At 66.2% G+C, this 18,281-nt stretch carries 13 protein-coding genes, 5 pseudogenes and 1 riboswitch; of the genes and pseudogenes, 12 read left to right on the top strand and 6 right to left on the bottom strand.

The features are described 5' to 3' along the window. Positions 1-36: 36 nt before the first annotated feature. Positions 37-1,774 (top strand): annotated as a pseudogene (locus ACPEE0_RS14025) (flavin monoamine oxidase family protein). A 6-nt stretch (positions 1,775-1,780) separates the two neighbouring features. Here ACPEE0_RS14025 and ACPEE0_RS14020 read toward each other — a convergent pair. The 3 genes and pseudogenes from ACPEE0_RS14020 to purU form a co-directional block, all read right to left on the bottom strand. Beyond that, on the bottom strand, positions 1,781-2,302 hold the full coding sequence (locus ACPEE0_RS14020; RefSeq protein ID WP_009358012.1) for a gamma carbonic anhydrase family protein: 522 nt from the start codon (positions 2,300-2,302) through the stop codon (positions 1,781-1,783). Positions 2,303-2,363: 61 nt separating this feature from the next. After that, complete coding sequence (locus tag ACPEE0_RS14015; RefSeq protein ID WP_424574660.1) at positions 2,364-3,035, bottom strand: class I SAM-dependent methyltransferase; 672 nt, start codon at positions 3,033-3,035, stop codon at positions 2,364-2,366. 50 nt (positions 3,036-3,085) lie between these two features. Further along, a pseudogene (gene purU, locus ACPEE0_RS14010) lies at positions 3,086-3,945 on the bottom strand (formyltetrahydrofolate deformylase). A gap of 43 nt (positions 3,946-3,988) precedes the next feature. After that, positions 3,989-4,074: riboswitch (ZMP/ZTP riboswitch) on the top strand. Positions 4,075-4,223: 149 nt separating this feature from the next. On the opposite strand from purU, the gene glyA reads away from it, so the two are divergent. The 11 genes and pseudogenes from glyA to ACPEE0_RS13955 all read left to right on the top strand — a co-directional run bounded on the left by glyA (position 4,224) and on the right by ACPEE0_RS13955 (position 14,795). Further along, a complete protein-coding gene (glyA, locus tag ACPEE0_RS14005; protein WP_009358015.1) occupies positions 4,224-5,522 on the top strand; it encodes a serine hydroxymethyltransferase in 1,299 nt (432 codons plus the stop codon). Between the two features lie 3 nt (positions 5,523-5,525). Further along, positions 5,526-6,428, top strand: coding sequence for a bifunctional methylenetetrahydrofolate dehydrogenase/methenyltetrahydrofolate cyclohydrolase (locus ACPEE0_RS14000; protein WP_133351123.1), 903 nt, complete (start codon positions 5,526-5,528; stop codon positions 6,426-6,428). A gap of 129 nt (positions 6,429-6,557) precedes the next feature. Beyond that, positions 6,558-7,534, top strand: a pseudogene (locus ACPEE0_RS13995) (ABC transporter ATP-binding protein). After that, entirely contained in the window at positions 7,527-8,387 is an 861-nt protein-coding gene (locus tag ACPEE0_RS13990; RefSeq protein WP_424574659.1) for an ABC transporter permease, read from the top strand. The pseudogene ACPEE0_RS13995 and the gene ACPEE0_RS13990 overlap by 8 nt, the downstream one beginning before the upstream one ends. Continuing rightward, positions 8,384-9,225: pseudogene (locus ACPEE0_RS13985) on the top strand (ABC transporter permease). Before ACPEE0_RS13990 ends, ACPEE0_RS13985 begins: the two are co-directional and overlap by 4 nt. 83 nt (positions 9,226-9,308) lie before the next feature. Then, positions 9,309-9,860: a hypothetical protein gene (locus ACPEE0_RS13980; protein ID WP_009358019.1), complete on the top strand. Its 552-nt coding sequence runs from the start codon at positions 9,309-9,311 to the stop codon at positions 9,858-9,860. Between the two features lie 10 nt (positions 9,861-9,870). Continuing rightward, on the top strand, positions 9,871-10,704 hold the full coding sequence (locus tag ACPEE0_RS13975) for an exodeoxyribonuclease III (RefSeq protein WP_424574658.1): 834 nt from the start codon (positions 9,871-9,873) through the stop codon (positions 10,702-10,704). Between the two features lie 34 nt (positions 10,705-10,738). Then, positions 10,739-11,781: pseudogene (gene trpS, locus ACPEE0_RS13970) on the top strand (tryptophan--tRNA ligase). A 4-nt stretch (positions 11,782-11,785) separates the two neighbouring features. Continuing rightward, on the top strand, positions 11,786-12,382 hold the full coding sequence (locus tag ACPEE0_RS13965) for a 2'-5' RNA ligase family protein (protein WP_133351113.1): 597 nt from the start codon (positions 11,786-11,788) through the stop codon (positions 12,380-12,382). A gap of 37 nt (positions 12,383-12,419) precedes the next feature. Then, a complete protein-coding gene (locus ACPEE0_RS13960; RefSeq protein ID WP_424575280.1) occupies positions 12,420-13,394 on the top strand; it encodes a YihY/virulence factor BrkB family protein in 975 nt (324 codons plus the stop codon). 99 nt (positions 13,395-13,493) lie between these two features. After that, positions 13,494-14,795 (top strand): ABC transporter substrate-binding protein, encoded by a 1,302-nt coding sequence (locus ACPEE0_RS13955; protein WP_424574657.1) that lies wholly within the window; start codon positions 13,494-13,496, stop codon positions 14,793-14,795. A gap of 27 nt (positions 14,796-14,822) precedes the next feature. On the opposite strand, the gene ACPEE0_RS13950 is transcribed toward ACPEE0_RS13955, so the two are convergent. From ACPEE0_RS13950 to sdhA, 3 genes are all read right to left on the bottom strand, one after another. Next, positions 14,823-15,599, bottom strand: a complete 777-nt coding sequence (locus ACPEE0_RS13950; RefSeq protein ID WP_009358024.1) for an alpha/beta hydrolase family protein — start codon at positions 15,597-15,599, stop codon at positions 14,823-14,825. A 93-nt stretch (positions 15,600-15,692) separates the two neighbouring features. Then, positions 15,693-16,475 carry a succinate dehydrogenase iron-sulfur subunit gene (locus tag ACPEE0_RS13945; RefSeq protein ID WP_133351107.1) on the bottom strand — a complete coding sequence of 261 codons (783 nt, stop codon included), beginning with the start codon at positions 16,473-16,475 and terminating at the stop codon, positions 15,693-15,695. Positions 16,476-16,477: 2 nt separating this feature from the next. Further along, on the bottom strand, positions 16,478-18,277 hold the full coding sequence (gene sdhA / locus ACPEE0_RS13940; protein WP_133351105.1) for a succinate dehydrogenase flavoprotein subunit: 1,800 nt from the start codon (positions 18,275-18,277) through the stop codon (positions 16,478-16,480). Positions 18,278-18,281 lie beyond the last annotated feature (4 nt).

Genomic DNA, 18,281 nt, shown 5'->3' with positions numbered 1-18,281 from the left:
TACCGACGCCCCGAACCAACAAAAGGCAGACCTTCAATGACCATCGCCACCGAACTTCCGGCCTCCGACCCGTCCAGCACCTCCACGTTGACCGAGGAAGGCGCCAGCCGGCGCCCGGAAGAGCAAACCGCGCCCATCACCATGCTCAATCCGGACTTCCCGTTCAGCTACGACCACTACCTGGCACACCCGGACGGCCTGGGATCGGTGCCGGAGGACATGCTGGGCACCGAGGTGGCGGTCATTGGTGCAGGGCTGTCCGGGCTGGTGACGGCGTATGAACTGATGAAGCTGGGCCTGCGTCCGGTGGTCTACGAGGCGGACCAGATCGGCGGGCGGCTCCGCACCGCCGCCTTCCCCGCTGCCCCCGGCGTCGTGGCGGACCTGGGCGGCATGCGGTTCCCGGTCTCCGGCAGGGCGTTCTACCACTACGTGGACCTGCTGGGCCTGGAGACCCAGGATTTCCCCAACCCGCTGGCCGCGGCCACCTCCAGCACCGTGATCGAGCTTGCGGGCAAGAAGCACTACGCCGAAAAGCCCAGCGACCTTCCGGCCTTCTTCCGGGAGGTTGCGGACGCCTGGAAGTCGGCAGTGAACGACGGCGCGAAGTTCGCGCAGATGCAGGACGCCATCCGTGCGCGGGATACGGCCCGGATCAAGGAGCTGTGGAACGAGCTGCTGCCGCTGATGGACGAGCAAACGTTCTACGGGTTCATCGCCGCGAGCGAGTCCTTTAAAAGGCAGGCTTCGCGCACCGCGAGGCCTTCGGGCAGGTGGGCTTCGGCACCGGCGGCTGGGACACCGACTTCCCCAACTCCATCCTGGAGATCCTGCGGGTGGTGTACACGGACGCGGACGACCAGCACCGGCTCATCCGCGGGGGAGCGCAGCGGCTGCCCGAGGCACTGTGGCAGCACGCGCCGTCGGGCATGAGGCACTGGCCCGAGGGCACCTCGCTGGCGTCACTGCACTCCGGCTCGCCCCCGCGGCGCCGTGGGCAAGATCAGCCGCGACCAGGACGGCAACCTGCGGGTCCGCGAACGGTGGGGCCGCGAAGCCAGCTACCCGGCGGTGGTGACAACGTGCCAGTCCTGGCTGTTGTCCACCCGGATCCACACCGAGGAGGCGCTGTTCCCGGCGGAGCTGTGGACCGCCATCGAGCGCTCGCACTACATGCAGTCGTCCAAGACGTTCGTGATGGTGGACCGGCCGTTCTGGAAGGACATCGACCCGGAAACGGGCAACGAGGTCCTGTCCATGACCCTGACCGACCGGCTCAACCGCGCCACGTCATCTCCTGGACAACGGCCCGGACCAGCCAGCAGTCATCCTGCTTTCCTACACCTGGAATGATGATGCGCTGAAATGGCTCGCCCTGGACGCTGATGAGCGGGTGGAACTGATGCTCCACTCGCTCGAGCAGATCTACCCGGGCGTGGACATCGCCAGCCACATCGTGGGCCAGCCGATCACCGTGTCCTGGGAGGCGGACCCCAACTTCATGGGCGCCTTCAAGGCCAACCTGCCCGGCCAGTACCGCTACCAGCAGCGGCTGTTCACCCACTTCAAGCAGGACCGGCTGCCGGAATCCCAGCGCGGCATCTTCCTGGCCGGCGACGATGTGTCCTTCACCGCCGGCTGGGCCGAAGGTGCGGTCACCACGGGCCTGAATGCAGTGTGGGGCGTGGTGAACCACCTGGGCGGCTCCTCGGCGCCTGCCAACCCCGGCCCGGGCGAACTGCTGGACGCGATCGGCCCGATCAGCCTGGACTGACGTGTTCTATGGGGCGTGAAGTTCCCGGTGCTTTGCCGCGAGCTCCACGTACCGGGCAGCATTGGCGCGTACGCCGTCGTACTCCTCATCGGTGAGTTCACGGCGCACCTTTCCCGGAACGCCCGCCACGAGCGAGCGGGGCGGGACCACGGTTCCTTCCAGGACCACGGCGCCGGCCGCCACCAGCGAGCCGGCGCCGATCACCGCGCCGTTGAGGACGGTGGCGCCCATGCCGATCAGGCAGTCGTCTTCCACCGTGCAGCCATGCACGACGGCGGCGTGCCCCACGCTGACGCGTTCGCCCACCGTGCAGGGGAAGCCGGGATCGGCGTGCAGCACCACGTTGTCCTGCAGGTTGCTGCCCGCGCCCACCGAAATGGCGGCGGTGTCCGCCCGCACGGAGACGCCGTAAAAGGCGCTGGCGTCCGCGCCCAGGCTGGCGTTGCCGATGATGGACGCCGTGGGAGCAACGAAAGCTGATTCATGGACTGCCGGGCTGCTGCCGGCGAAGGGGTACAGGGGAGCCATGGCAACACCCTAGGCCACTCCCGGGTGCGGCTGCTGCCCCCGGCCCAATGTGACCGGCGGGTCAGGCGGGGGAGCCCGGGGTGCGGAAGACCAGGAACTGGTAGTGCTGCGTCCAGGCGCCCCGCCCCGGCCCCGACTGGTCCCCTGTTCCCTCCGGCCAGGTGCGGAAGTGTTCCACCTGGCCGTGTTCGCCGAAGATCCGCCGGACGGAAGCGTCGCTCCGGCGGCTGAAGAACCGGCGCGGCTCCTCATCGTCTTCCGGGTTCAGGACCTCCTCGTCGTCTCCGGACCACAGTCCGACGGCGATGGGCGAGCCGGGCGCGCACACCCGGACCAGCTCGCCGGCCACCTCGTGGATGAGGGTGTTGGGCACGTGCAGCAGCGTGCTCATGGTCCAGCCGGCGGCGAAGGAGCCGTCCGGGAACGGCAGGCTCCGCCCGCTGGCAACATGGGCATTCAACCCCTTGGCGGCGGCAAGGCGGACGCTTTCCCCGGACAGGTCCACGCCGCAGTAGTGCAGCCCGGCACGGACAAACTCAAGTCCCTCCACGCCGGTGCCGCACCCCAGTTCGAAAACGGACTGCCGGTGTTCGTCCTTGAGCAGCCTGACGAACCACTCCCGGCACTCGACCCGGTGGGGCGTGCCAGCCCGGGTGTTGGGCAGCGGGGCCTGCCGGTCATAAAACAGCGCGAGGTCGGCCTCATGGTCCGCGTGCCCCGGTGCGTCAGCCATGGCTTCAGCCTAAAGCCGGACGGCCGGTTCCGGAGCTAGTTGGAAACCGGCTAGTTGAAAACCACCGTCCGGTTGCCGTCCAGCAGCACCCGGTGCTCAGCGTGCCACTGCACCGCCTGGACCAGGGTGCGGCCCTCAACATCGCGGCCCATCTGCACGAACTGCTCGGCGGTGCGGGCATGGTCCACGCGGATGACTTCCTGCTCGATGATGGGGCCCTCGTCCAAGGCAGCTGTCACGTAGTGTGCTGTTGCGCCGATCAGCTTCACGCCGCGCGCGTGGGCCTGGTGGTACGGCCTGGCGCCCTTGAAGGACGGCAGGAAGGAATGGTGGATGTTGATGGCCTTGCCCGTCAGCTCGGTGCAAAGCTCATCGGAGAGGATCTGCATGTAACGGGCCAGCACCGTCAGTTCGATGTCATGCTCGGCGATGAGCGCCCGCAGCTTGTCCTCGGCCTGGACCTTGGTGTCCTTGGTCACCGGAATGTAGTGGAACGGGATGCCGTAGAAGCCGGCCAACCCGGCCAGGTCCTGGTGGTTGGAGACAATGGCCGGAATCTCTATCGGCAGGGTGCCGGAACGCTGCTGGAACAGAAGGTCGTTCAGGCAGTGGGCTGACGTGCTGGCCATGACCAGGGTCCGCACCTTCTGGCCCACGGCGTGCAGGCCCCACTGCATCCCGAAGGCCTCAGCAACCGGCTCAAGCGCCGCACGCAGCTCGGCCGCGGATGCCGCCGTCGTCACTTCCACGCGCATGAAGAAGTTCCCTGTGGCGGGGCTGCCGTACTGCTGCGAGTCCAGGATGTTGCAGCCTGCCACCAGCAGGGCACCTGCCACGGCGTGGACGATTCCGGGGCGGTCCGGCAGGACAGGGTCAATACATACGCTTGGTTCAGCTGCTGTTCACTCACGCGTACAAGCCTACCCGCGCGGCGGGCGCCGGTTTTGGTAGGCTGGAAGGGTCGCAACTGGCGTTGGGTGGCTAACCACCAGGGAGCGGCAATCACGAAGACCACGGATCGTACGCCTGGGCCGAGGGTCATGTTTTGCCGGAGAGTGGGGCTGCACTGCGTCCAGTGCTGCAGCGCCATGCCCCCGCGCTTTCACGCCCGTTCATCAACGCGGTGCGAAGACGCGCCAGCCGGTAGCCTGACCTAAGCAGTGCCCAATCCCTAGCCAGGAGTTCTCCGTGACTACCACAGCCACCTCAACCACAGCCGTCAGCAACCAGCCGCTGGCCGAGCTGGATCCCGAAATCGCCGCAGTCCTGGACCAGGAGCTTGGCCGCCAGCGCGGCACCCTGGAGATGATTGCCTCCGAAAACTTCGCGCCCCGCGCCGTGATGGAAGCCCAGGGCTCCGTCCTCACCAACAAGTACGCCGAAGGCTACCCGGGCCGCCGCTACTACGGCGGCTGCGAGTACGTTGACGTCGCAGAGCAGCTGGCCATCGACCGCGTCAAGGCCCTGTTCGGCGCCGAGTACGCCAACGTCCAGCCGCACTCCGGTGCGCAGGCCAATGCCGCAGCACTCTCCGCCATGATCACCCCCGGCGACAAGATCCTGGGCCTGTCCCTGGCCCACGGCGGCCACCTGACCCACGGCATGAAGCTGAACTTCTCCGGCAAGCTCTACGAGGTAGCGGCCTACCAGGTGGAGGAAGACACCTTCCGCGTGGACATGGACAAGCTCCGCGAACAGGCCATCAAGGAAAAGCCGCAGGTCATCATTGCCGGCTGGTCCGCCTACCCGCGCCACCTGGACTTCGCAGCCTTCCGCTCCATCGCGGACGAAGTGGGCGCGCTGCTCTGGACGGACATGGCGCACTTCGCCGGCCTCGTCGCCGCCGGCCTGCACCCGAGCCCGGTCCCGTACTCCGACGTGGTCACCTCCACCGTGCACAAGACCCTGGCGGGTCCGCGCTCCGGTGTGATCCTGGCCAAGGAGCAGTGGGCCAAGAAGCTGAACTCCAACGTTTTCCCCGGCCAGCAGGGCGGGCCGCTGATGCACGTCATCGCTGCCAAGGCCGTGGCCTTCAAGATCGCCGGCACGCAGGAATTCAAGGAGCGCCAGGAGCGTGTCCTGGAAGGCGCCAGGATCATCGCTGACCGCCTGAACCAGGCCGACGTCGCCGAGGCCGGCGTCTCCGTCCTGACCGGCGGCACCGACGTGCACCTGGTCCTGGTGGACCTGCGGAACTCCCAGCTGGACGGCCAGCAGGCCGAGGACCTCCTGCACTCGGTGGGCATCACCGTCAACCGCAACGCCGTGCCGTTCGACCCCCGCCCGCCGATGGTCACCTCCGGCCTCCGGATCGGTACCCCGGCGCTGGCCACCCGCGGGTTCGGCGCAGCCGAATTCACCGAGGTTGCCGAGATCATCGCCACCGCACTGAAGGCCGGCAGCAGCGCCGACGTCGAGGCCCTGCAGGCGCGCGTCGACAAGCTGGCAGCGGACTTCCCGCTCTACCCGCAGCACGAGCAGTGGTGACCCATGCCTGAAACCACAACTGCACAGATCCTCGACGGCAAGGCTACCGCCGCTGCCATCAAGGCCGAGCTGACCGAACGCGTGGCCGCACTCAAGGCCAAGGGCGTCGTTCCCGGCATCGCCACTGTGCTGGTGGGCGCGGACCCGGCTTCGCAGCTGTACGTCTCCATGAAGCACAAGCAGTCTGTGCAGATCGGGATGAATTCGATCCAGCGCGAGCTTCCGGCAGATGCAACCCAGGCGCAGGTCGAAGCCCTCATTGATGAACTCAATGCGGATCCCGCCTGCCACGGGTACATCGTGCAGCTGCCCCTGCCCAAGCATTTGGACACCGATGCCATCCTGGAACGCATCGACCCCGCCAAGGACGCGGACGGCCTGCACCCCACCAACCTTGGCCGCCTGGTGCTCAACGTCAACAGCGAGATCACCTCGCCGCTGCCCTGCACGCCCCGCGGCGTGATCGAGCTGCTGGAGCGCAACGGCTACAGCCTTGCGGGCAAGCACGTGGTGGTGGTGGGGCGCGGCGTCACGATCGGCCGGTCCATCGGGCTGCTGCTCACGCGCCGGGACGTCAACGCCACGGTCACCCTGACGCACACCGGCACCACCAACCTCTCGGAGCTGCTCCGGCAGGCGGACGTGATCGTGGGCGCCGCAGGCGTGAAGCACATCGTCAAAGCCTCGGACGTTAAGCCGGGCGCGGCCCTGCTGGACGTCGGGGTCACCCGGGAAACCGATCCCGAAACGGGCAAGAGCAAGGTCTACGGCGACATTGATCCGGCCGCTGCCGAGGTGGCGGGCTGGATCTCGCCGAACCCCGGCGGGGTGGGTCCCATGACCGTGGCGCTGCTGATGACCAACGTGGTGGAAGCTGCGGAACGCCAGGCAGGCATTGCCCGCTAGTCTTCCGCTTCCCCAACCGCCGACGGCGGCACGCCACCTTTCCGCGAAAGGCGCCGTGCCGCCGTCGGCGTTTAAACGGAACTGCAAGTCCCCTTCCACATCCCCGGGCCCTCCACTAGTCTGCGGAGGGTGCACAACGAAGCCATCCTGCCTGCCGGAACGCGTGCCGGCAGCCCGCCGCCGCGCGGCACGGTCATCGCGGCCGAAAACCTGACCAAAAGGTACGGCGACGTGGTGGCGGTGGACGGCATCTCGTTCACCGTGCCGGCAGGCGAGTCCTTCGGCCTGCTGGGCCCCAACGGTGCGGGCAAGTCCACCACCATGAAGATGATCGGCGGGGTCACCGGGCGCACCTCCGGCAGCCTCAGCATCATCGGCCTGGACCGGATTCCTCCGGGCCCGAAGTGCGGGCGCATCTGGGGGTGGTGCCGCAGCAGGACAACCTTGACGAGGAACTGCGCGTCCGGGACAACCTCATCGTGTATGGGCGCTACTTTGGCCTGCCAATGAGCTACCTGCGCCCCAAGGCCGACGAACTGCTGGAGTTTGCGCAGCTGACGGACAAGGCAAAGTCCAAGGTGGACGCCCTCTCCGGCGGCATGAAACGGCGCCTGACCATCGCCCGTTCGCTCATCAACGAACCACGCATCCTCCTGCTGGACGAACCCACCACAGGCCTGGACCCGCAGGCCCGGCACGTCCTGTGGGACCGGCTGTTCCGGCTCAAGGAACAGGGCGTCACGCTGATCCTCACCACGCACTACATGGATGAGGCGGAGCAGCTCTGCGACCGGCTCATCGTGGTGGACAAGGGACGCATCATGGCGGAAGGTTCCCCGGCCAGGCTCATCCGGGAACATTCCACCCGCGAGGTGGTGGAACTGCGGTTTGGATCGGAACGGAACGCCACTATCGGCGCGGAGCTGGACGGCATCGGGGAACGGCTGGAGGTGCTGCCGGACCGGGTGCTGATCTACGCGGACGACGGCGAGGGCGCGCTTGAGCAGGTAGCGTCCCGCGGCCTGCGGCCGCTGACCTCGCTGGTCCGCAGGTCATCACTGGAGGACGTCTTCCTTCGGCTGACAGGCAGGAGCCTCGTTGACTGAGCAGGGGCTGCCGGGCCTGCCAAGCCCTCCCGCGTTGCGGGCGCACGGCCCTGCAGTCGCCGCCGCGAAAGCCCGCCGCTGGGGTGCCTTCTACTTCGCCGAGCAAGTGCTCCGGGTCATGAAGAACTACGGTTGGTCCATCCTGATGTACAGCGTCGGCCAGCCGGTGGCCTACCTTTTCGCCATGGGGGTAGGGCTTGCCACGCTGGTGGACGGGCAGGGCGCCGCCGCTTTCGGGGGAGTCAGCTACCTGACCTTCATCGCGCCGGCACTGCTGGTGTCCGCCGCGGTGATGACGGCCGCCAACGAGTTCACCTTCCCGGTGATGGCCGGGTTCAAGTGGCGCCGGACCTACTTTGGCCCGCATGCGTCCCCGCTGACGCCGGCCCAGATCGCGGCGGGCCACATCATGGCCGTGACGCTCCGACTGCTCCTGCAGTCCGCTGTCTACTTCGCCGCCGTCGCGCTGTTTGGCGCCGCCCCGTCCGGCGGCGCATGGGCAGGCATTCTGGTGGCAACACTCGCCGGGCTGGCCTTCGGGCTGCCGCTGATGGCCTATTCCGCGTCCATCACGGAGGACAAGGGCCAGTTCGCACTGGTGATGCGGCTGATCGTGATGCCGCTGTTCCTGTTCTCCGGCACCTTCTTTCCGCTGGACACACTTCCGCCGGCCGTCCGCTGGATCGGCTGGATCTCACCCATCTGGCACGGCACCGAACTCGGGCGCGTGGCCAGTTACGGCTACCAGGAACCGCCGCTGCTGACACTGGTGCACGTCGCGGTCCTGGCCGCACTCGCCGTGGCGGGCTGGGTGCTGACCCGGCGCCGGTTCGCGGCAAGGCTGGGCCAATGAGCCGGACGGTGCCTCCGGCGGCGGGGCGCAGCGCCACCGAGGAAGCCCTCGACAGGCCTTTCGGCAGGCTCTATTCACGCAACGCCAGAGCCGTGATCTCGCGCGGGCTGATGGCCACCCGGAGCAGCAACTGGCTGGTGATGCTGTCCGGGTTCTTCGAGCCGGTCCTGTTCCTGGTGTCGATGGGTGTGGCCTGGGGGCCATCGTGGGGACGGTGGAGGGCCCGGGCGGCGGCGAGATCAGCTATGCGGCCTACATCGCTCCGGCCCTGCTCGCCGTCTCGGCCATGAACGGGGCGGTGTACGACTCCACGTGGAACGTCTTCTTCAAGATGCACTTCGCCAAGCTGTACCAGGGCATGCTGTACACCTCGCTGGGACCGCTGGATGTTGCCCTGGGCGAGATCTTCCTGGCGCTGCTGAGGGGGATGCTCTACGCCACCGGCTTCACCGCCGTCATGGGGGTGATGGGGCTGATCACCTCGCCCTGGGCGCTCCTGATGGTCCCGGCCTCCGTGCTCATCGCGTTTGGATTCGCCAGCATGGGGATGGGCATCACCAGCTTCCTGAAGACCTTCCAGCAGATGGACTGGATCAACTTCATCCTGCTCCCCATGTTCCTGTTCAGCGCCACGTTCTACCCGCTCAGCGTCTACCCGGAGCCCATCCAGTGGTTTATCCAGGCCATGCCGCTCTGGCACGGGGTGGAACTGCTGCGCCAGATCAGCGTGGGGACCTTCACGGCCGCAACGCCGCTGCACGTTGGCTACTACCTGGGGATGACCGCCGTCGGCATGCTGCTGACCACCCTGCGCCTGCGGCAGCTGTTCCTCAAGTAGGGGCCGGCCGCAGGGAGGGGCGGGCTGTTCGCCGGAGGTGGAAGCGGGCGGAAGCATACCCGGGGGTTTGAGAGAATAGCTTCATGCAATCTCTGGGCAGCTCCAAGTCATCCGCAAAACCCGCCAGGGGCGGCTTCTCCATGTTCCGCATCAGCGGTCCCGGGCTGATGGTCCTGGTGACGGCCTTCGTTGTGGCCGTCATCTTCGCAGCCAACCAGAACGACGTGGTGGGCTGGGTTGTTGCCGTGATCGCCCTCTTCTGGCTGCTGCTGGCCTGCTTCGTGGTGTTCAGCATCCAGAAGGCCGCCAAGAAGGCCGGAGCCAAGTTGACCGAAGCCCAGAATGCCTTCACCGGCCGCGGCGCCTACGCCCCGGCCGACCAGGGCGGAACGCGTGTTGTTGCCGAGCGCAGCGAAGCGGACGAGGTCCGCGACCTGAAACTGGACCACTCGTTTAAGATCGTGCAGGTGCAGGTGCGCGTGGTGAACGATGAACGCGCCAAGGGAGCTGCTGCCAACCAGGACACCATCATGCGCGCCTTGGAAACCATCGAGATTACCGCCACTAACGCACGTGACATGATCAAGTCCTCGGGGGGCAGCGGGGACCCGGTCACCGGCACCATCATCGACTAGAGTGGAGCGGGTGAGCTCGGCATTGAAGAAGGACCACCTTCGCATCGCATCCGTAAACGTGAACGGCCTCCGGGCTGCCTACAAGAACGGTATGGCGGCGTGGCTGGAGCCGCGCGAGGTGGACATTCTTTGCCTCCAGGAGGTCCGCGCCCCGGACGCCATCGTGCGGCAGCTGCTGGGCGATGGCTGGCACATCCTGCATGCCGAGGCGGAAGCCAAGGGCCGGGCAGGGGTGGCCATCGCCTCACGCGAAGAGCCCCTGGCCACCCGGAACGGCATCGGTGACGACTACTTCGCGACCGCCGGGCGCTGGGTGGAAGCCGATTTCCGGCTGACCGACGCTGCCGGTGAGCGCGTGCAACTGACCGTTGCCAGCGCCTACGTGCACTCGGGCGAGGCGGGCACGCCCAAGCAGGACGACAAGTACCGCTTCCTTGACGCCATGAGCACCCGCCTGCCGGAACTGACCAAGCACAGCGACCATGCCTTGGTGGTGGGGGACCTGAACGTGGCCCACACGCCTTTGGACATCCGGAACTGGAAGGGCAACCTCAAGAAGGCCGGCTTCCTCCCGGAGGAACGCGCCTACTTTGACCGGTTCTTCGGCGAGGACATCGGCTGGCACGACGTCCACCGCACCATGGCTGGCGAGATGGACGGGCCCTACACCTGGTGGTCCTGGCGCGGCAAGGCGTTTGACAACGACGCAGGCTGGCGCATCGACTACCACATGGCGACGCCCGCGCTGGCAGCCTCGGCGGTCTCCGCCGTCGTGGACCGCGCTGCCTCCTATGACACCCGCTTCTCCGACCACGCACCCCTTGTAGTGGACTACCAGCTCTAAACCCGCAGCTCCCAGCCCCGAAAGTTTCCTCCCCATGACTAGCCAGACTTCCCCGGCCGCCAAGAAGCGCATCCTCTCCGGTGCCAAGCCCACTGCGGACTCGCTGCACCTCGGCAACTACATCGGTGCCGTCCGCAACTGGGTGGACATGCAGGCGGAGTACGACGCCGTCTTTTTCATCCCCGACCTGCACGCCATCACGGTCGACTTCGATCCCACGGACCTGGCCAGGCGCACCCGGATTGTTGCCGCGCAGTACATCGCTGCCGGCATCGACCCGGACAAGAGCATCTTCTTCGTCCAGTCCCACGTGCCGGAGCACGCGCAGCTGGCCTGGGCCCTGAACTGCATCACGGGTTTTGGTGAGGCCTCCCGGATGACGCAGTTCAAGGACAAGACCCAGAAGTCCGGTGCGGACGCCGCTACGCTGGGGCTGTTCGCGTACCCCACCCTGATGGCAGCGGACATCCTGCTCTACCAAACGGATCTGGTCCCGGTGGGGGAGGACCAGCGCCAGCACCTGGAGCTGACCCGCAACCTGGCCCAGCGCTTCAACACACGGTTCGGGCAACGTTCACCGTTCCGGAGGCGACGATCGTCAAGGAAAGCGCAAAGATCTACGACCTCCAGAACCCCAGTGCCAAGATGTCCAAGACCGGCGAGTCGCCCAACGGGGCCATTCAGCTGCTGGAGGACCCCAAGATCGCGGCCAAGCGCATCAAGTCCGCAGTGACGGACGCCGGCACCGAGATCAGGTTCGACCGCGAGGAGAAGCCCGGCGTTTCCAACCTGCTGACCATCTACTCCTCGCTCACCGGCAAATCCATCGCCGAACTGGAGGCGGAGTACCAAGGCAAGATGTACGGCCATCTGAAAGTTGACCTCGCCGACGTGGTGGTCGAGTTCGTCACCCCGCTGCGCGACCGCACCAACGAGCTGATGTCCGACCCGGCAGAGCTGGACCGGCTGCTGGCCCTCGGCGCCGAACGCGCCCGTGAAATTGCCTCGGTCACCCTTGGCCAGGTGTATGAGCGCATGGGCTTCCTGCCCTCCCTGAGCCTCGCGGGAGTCCGCTAGCGCCATGGCATCCAGCGTAGGCGTCATCCTGGGGTTCCCTCCTGACATTGCGGAGGAGCTGCAGCGCTGGCGGGCGTCCTTCGGCGACCCGCTGGCGGACGTTGTGCCTGCCCACATCACGCTGGTGACCACCACGCCCACGCACGACTGGGACGCCACGTGTGAGCACGTCCGCGAGGTGGCGCGGCGGCAGAGCCCGTTCATGGTGACGATCGCCGGCACCGGGACCTTCCGTCCCGTTTCCCCGGTGGTCTTCATCAACGTGGAGGAGGGGTTCGAGGACTGCGTTGAGCTGCACGAGAAACTCCAGCAGGGCCCGCTCCAGCGGGACCTGCCTTTCGCCTACCACCCCCACGTCACCATCGCCCACGACGTCGCCCCGGAAAGCCTTGATGAGGCCGAAACGGCGCTGAAAAACTACAGGGCCACCTTTCCCGTGGTTAGCATGGGTCTGTACGAGCACGATGCAGACGGCATTTGGCAGCTACGGGAAGAGCTGGACTTTGGGACCGAAACTGACAACCACGCCGGCACCAGATTCGCGGAAGCCGCCGCGGAAGCAGCACCCAAAGCAGGCGGAGCAGCAGCCTCTTCCCACTGAACGTGCCCAGCTGAAGCTTGCCGTCATCCAGAAACGGATTGACTGGGGCAAGGCCCGCAGGTCCGGCGGCGGCCCGATCTCCGCGCTGATGGCCATGTTCCAGTGGATCCTGGCCCGGCTCAACGCTTTCCGGCCGATGCGCGCCTTCCGGCACTACACCCTCCAGCGCGGCCCGCTGATGAGCGCCGGCATCGGCTTCAACATGTTCTTCTCCATCACAGGCCTCCTCACCACCGGCTTCTCCGTCGCCGGCCTGGTCCTGCGCGGCCAGCCGGCCCTGCTGGACACCATCATCAGCAGTGTGGCATCGAGCGCACCCGGGCTCCTGAAGCTCAACGGCGGCGCCGGGCTGGTGGACCCGCAGGACCTGTTGAATCCGGACGGGCTGGGCTGGACAGCCGTCATTGGCTCGCTGGTCACCGTGGTCACCTCGCTGCGCTGGATTTCCGGGATCCGGGAGGGGCTCCGCGGGGTCCTTCAGCTGCCCCCGCTCACGGTCAACCCCGTCCTCCTGAAGCTTCGCGATGCCGGAACGCTGCTGCTCCTGGGTGTTGCCCTGGTGATCAGCGCCGGGGCGTCGCTGGTGTTCGGAGCAGCTGCCGGATGGGTCTCGGACTTCCTGCGGCTTGATGACGCGCTGGCGGGTCCGCTGGCCACCTCCGTCAAGATCACCGTTCCCCTGGTCCTGGGCTGGGCCACCGCCTTCATCATGTACAAGTTCGCTGCGAGCCTTAAACTGCCCCGCCGGGCACTGCTGGAGGGCACCGTCCTGGCGGCCCTCGGCACCGGCCTGCTTCAGATCTTCAGCACCGAACTGCTCGCCGGCGCCAGCCGCAACCCCATCCTTGCGCCGTTCGCCATCATCATCGGCCTCCTGATCTGGTTCAACCTGGTGAGCCAGGTGTACCTGATCTCAGCGGGCTGGGCTGCCATCCGGGAGGCGGACCAGCACCTGAATGCGGCGCCCGGCAAGAAGATCCTGGGCGCCCGCAGGGCGACCCCGAAAACCTGACGCAGCTTTTACTCCGGCAACGCCATAACCCTTGACCACGGCCGGAGGGGCTTGATACGTTTCACGAAACCGCTTTCTCACGAGGAAGAAGCTTGCCCAATGACGCGTAACCTGCCCCGTACCCTCCTCAAGTCAGTCGCAATGCTTTCCGCGGCAGGCATGCTGGCCCTGACTGCCGGCTGCTCCAGCCCCTCGTCCAGCGGCGGTGGAGATGGTCCCGTCGAAATCCGTTTCTCATGGTGGGGCAACGCCGCCCGGGCAGAGATAACCAATAAGGCCATAGCAGAGTTTGAGGCGGCGCACCCCGATATCAAGGTGAAGCCGGAGTACGGGGACATCAGCGGCTACTTTGACAAGCTGGCAACCCAGGTGGCGGCCAATGACGCCCCGGACGTGATCACCATGGGCAGCGCCTACCCGGCGGAATACGCCAACCGCGGGGCCCTGCTGGATCTTTCAGAGGTCAGTTCTTCATTGGACCTGTCCGGGATGGACCAGGGAGCGCTGGAAAACGGCCAGGTCCAAGGCAAGCAATATGGTGTTTCCACCGGCGCAAACGCGCTTGCAATCGTCGCGAACCCGGCGGTTTTCGAAGCCGCTGGTGTGCCCCTGCCGGACGACAGCAGCTGGAGTTGGCAGGACTTCGCCAGGATCGCCGCAGACATCACGGCAGGAAGTCCCAAGGGAACCTACGGTACAGCTACGGTCATGACCCATGATTCCCTCGACGCTTTCGCCCGCCAGAACGGTGAATCGCTGTACACGCAGGACGGCCAACTCGGCCTCAGTCAGGACACGGTCCGGAAATACTTTGACTACTCACTGGAACTGAGTGAATCGGGGGCTGCCCCGAACGCCTCTGAAACCGTGGAGAAGCTCAGCGTCAGCACCGAGCAGACCCTGATGGGTACCGGGCAGGCCGGCATGATGCTCACCTGGAGCAACTCGCTGACCGCCCTCAGCAAAGCTTCCGGGGCCGAACTGAAACTGCTCAGGCTTCCCGGCGAGACGCCCACGCCGGGAATCTGGCTCCAGTCCTCGCAGTTCTACACCATCTCGGCACGCAGCAAGCACACCGAAGCTGCGGCAAAGCTGGTGAGCTTCCTCGTGAACAATGAGTCGGCTGCCAAAATCATCCAAAGCGACCGCGGCGTCCCGAGCAACTCCGACATGCGGACCGCGGTCCAGGACCTGCTCACGCCGCAGGGGAAGGCGGAGGCAGCCTACATCGACCAGATCGGCACGATGGACTTCGCCCCCACCTTCATTGGCCCCACGGGTTCCACGGCCGTCTCCGAGATTACTGCCCGGATCAACACCGACGTCCTGTTCAAGCGGCTGACGCCGGAGCAGGCGGCCGCCCAGTGGATGAGTGAAAGCAAGGCTGCGATCGGCCGGTGACCCTGCCGGCGGGCCATGGCGTAAGCGCTAGGAGATGTTCCCGGCGTCGAGGTACTGGTCCGCCCACGCAGCGATAATCCGTGCTGCGCGTGCCGCCTGTCCCTTTCCCGTCAGCAGATGGTCACTGCCCTCGAGCGAGACAAAATTGCGCGGGTGGCGGGCCGTCTGGAAGATGGTGCTGGCATTCTCGATTCCCACGGTGTTGTCCGTGGGGGAGTGGAGCACCATCAGCGGCTTGTGCAGCTGCCGGATGCAGTCGGTGAGGTCGGCCCTCTCCAGGTCCTCCACGAAGTGCTTGCGGATCTCCACCCGCTTGCCGCCGAGGTCCACCTCGGCGCTGCCCTCACTCAGGATCTTGTCCAGCGCAGCGTCAAAGACATGGGCCACGTGCTTGGGCGAGAAGGGGGCGCCTACGGTTGCGACGGCGTCGAGCTCCGGAATTTCCCGGGCCGCGGCGAGCACTGCGGCGCCGCCGAAGGAGTGGCCCACCAGCAGGGAAATCGCCTTTCCCTCGCTCCGCATGAACTCGGCAGCCTTGACCGTGTCCGCCACCTTGTGGCTGAACGAACCCGCGGACCACTCCCCGGCGGAACCGCCAAGGCCCAGGTTGTCGAAGCGCAGCATGCCTACACCGCTGTCCGCCAGGGCCTTGCACATCCGGGAGGCCGACGGTGCGTCCTTGCCCAGGGTGAAGCCATGCGAGAAGACGCCCCAGCCCTTGACGGGGCCATCGGGCACATCGATGATGCCGGAGAGGATCTCTCCCGTGGAGCCGGCGAACGAGACTTTTTCCGTGCGGGACACCGCGTCCCCTTTCTGTCGTTGATACGACGACGGCGCCGCTCACCGTACGTTTCCGTACAAGGTGGGCGACGCCGTCGTCCGCTTGATCCCTGGTCAGATCTTGCGGGAAAGAATTGCCTGCTTGACCTCGGCGATCGCCTGGGTCACCTGGATGCCACGGGGGCACGCCTCCGAGCAGTTGAAGGTGGTGCGGCAGCGCCACACGCCTTCCTTGTCGTTGAGGATCTCCAGGCGCATGTCACCGGCATCATCGCGCGAATCGAAAATGAAGCGGTGTGCGTTGACGATGGCCGCGGGGCCGAAGTACTGGCCGTCAGTCCAGAACACCGGGCAGGAGGACGTGCACGCGGCGCACAGGATGCACTTGGTGGTGTCATCGAACCGCTCGCGGTCCTCGGCGGACTGCAGGCGCTCCCGGGTGGGCTCGTGGCCCTTGTTGATGAGGAACGGCATGACCTCGCGGTAGGACTGGAAGAACGGCTCCATGTCCACGATGAGGTCCTTCTCCACCGGCAGGCCCTTGATGGGTTCCACGGTGATGGGCTTGGACGTGTCCAGGTCCTTCAGCAGGGTCTTGCAGGCCAGGCGGTTGCGGCCGTTGATGCGCATGGCGTCGGAGCCGCACACGCCGTGGGCGCAGGAGCGGCGGAATGACAGGCTGCCGTCCATCTCCCACTTGACCTTGTGCAGGGCATCTAGCACGCGGTCCGTGCCGTACATGGTGAGGTGGAAGTCGTCCCAGGTTGCCTCTTCGGAGACCTCCGGGTTGTACCGGCGGACGCGCATGTGCACATCGAACGTGGGGATTTCGCCGCCACCGCCGACGCCGGCAGGCAGTTCAATCTTTGAGGCTGGCTCAGCGATTTCAGCGGTCATCTTCAGTACTTCCTCACCATCGGCTCGTAGCGGGTAAAGACAACCGGCTTGGTGGCGAGGCGGATGCCGGCAATTGACTCTGCCGATCCGTCAGCCGGCGCGTGGTCGTCCTTGTACGCCATGGAGTGCTTCATAAATTTCTCGTCGTCGCGGTCCGGGAAGTCCTCGCGGAAGTGTCCGCCGCGGGATTCCTCGCGGTGCAGGGCGGCCACGGTCATGACCTTCGCCAGTTCCAGCAGGAAGCCCAGCTCTACGGCTTCCAGCAGGTCCAGGTTGAAGCGCTTGCCCTTGTCCTGGACGTTGATGCGCTTGTACCGCTCCTCGAAGGAGGCGATGTCGCGCAGGACCTGGTTCAGCGTGTCTGCCGTACGGAACACCTGCATGTTCGCGTCCATGGTGTCCTGCAGCTCCTTGCGGATCTGGGCCACCTTCTCATCACCGTTGCCGTTGCGGGCAATGTCCAGCAGTTCGGTGGTGTACGCCACCGGGTTCTCCGGAAGCTCAACGAACTGGGCGGTCTTGGCGTATTCGGCGGCGGCGATGCCGGCCCGCTTGCCGAACACGTTAATGTCCAGCAGCGAGTTGGTGCCCAGGCGGTTGGAGCCGTGCACGGACACGCAGGCCACCTCACCGGCGGCGAACAGGCCGGGGACCACGGTGTCGTTGTCCTGCAGGACTTCGGTCTCGATGTTCGTCGGAATGCCGCCCATGGCGTAGTGCGCCGTGGGGAACACCGGAACGGGCTCGGTGTAGGGCTCGACGCCAAGGTAGGTGCGGGCGAACTCCGTGATATCCGGAAGCTTCGCGTCGATGTGGGCCGGCTCCAGGTGGGTCAGGTCCAGGAGAACGTAGTCCTTGTTCGGGCCACAGCCGCGGCCTTCACGGACTTCGTTGGCCATGGACCGGGCCACGATGTCACGGGGCGCCAGGTCCTTGATGGTGGGGGCGTAGCGCTCCATGAAGCGCTCACCCTCGGAGTTACGCAGGATGGCACCTTCACCGCGGGCAGCCTCGGAGAGGAGGATGCCCAGGCCGGCCAGGCCGGTCGGGTGGAACTGGAAGAACTCCATGTCCTCCAGCGGAATGCCGCGGCGGAAGGCGATGCCCATGCCGTCACCGGTGAGGGTGTGGGCGTTCGAGGTGGTCTTGAAGACCTTGCCGGCGCCGCCGGAGGCGAACACCACGGACTTGGCCTGGAAGACGTGCAGTTCACCCGAGGCGAGGTCGTAGGAGACGACGCCCGCCACGCGCTTCTGCTTGTACGGGGTGCCGTCCTCGCGGACCGCGTCCTCTTCGACCGTCAGGAGGTCCAGGACGTAGTACTCGTTGTAGAACTCCACGTTGTGCTTGACGCAGTTTTGGTACAGCGTCTGCAGGATCATGTGGCCGGTGCGGTCCGCGGCGTAGCAGGCGCGGCGGACAGGCGCCTTGCCGTGGTCGCGGGTGTGGCCGCCGAAGCGGCGCTGGTCGATCCGGCCTTCGGGCGTGCGGTTGAACGGCAGGCCCATCTTTTCCAGGTCAAGCACGGCGTCGATGGCTTCCTTGGCCATGACCTCGGCGGCGTCCTGGTCAACCAGGTAGTCGCCGCCCTTGACGGTGTCGAACGTGTGCCATTCCCAGTTGTCTTCCTCGACATTGGCAAGGGCTGCACACATGCCACCCTGGGCCGCACCAGTGTGCGAGCGGGTGGGGTAGAGCTTGGTCAGTACTGCTGTGCGCGCACGCTGACCTGATTCGATCGCGGCGCGCATGCCAGCGCCACCGGCACCGACGATGACGACGTCGTACTTATGGACCTGCATACCA

The sequence above is a fragment of the Arthrobacter sp. SD76 genome, assembly GCF_049726125.1.
In the GTDB taxonomy this organism is placed as follows: Bacteria; Actinomycetota; Actinomycetes; order Actinomycetales; family Micrococcaceae; genus Arthrobacter; species Arthrobacter nitrophenolicus.
Note: the sequence above shows the minus strand (reverse complement) of the source record. Positions and strands in the feature narration are given on the sequence as shown.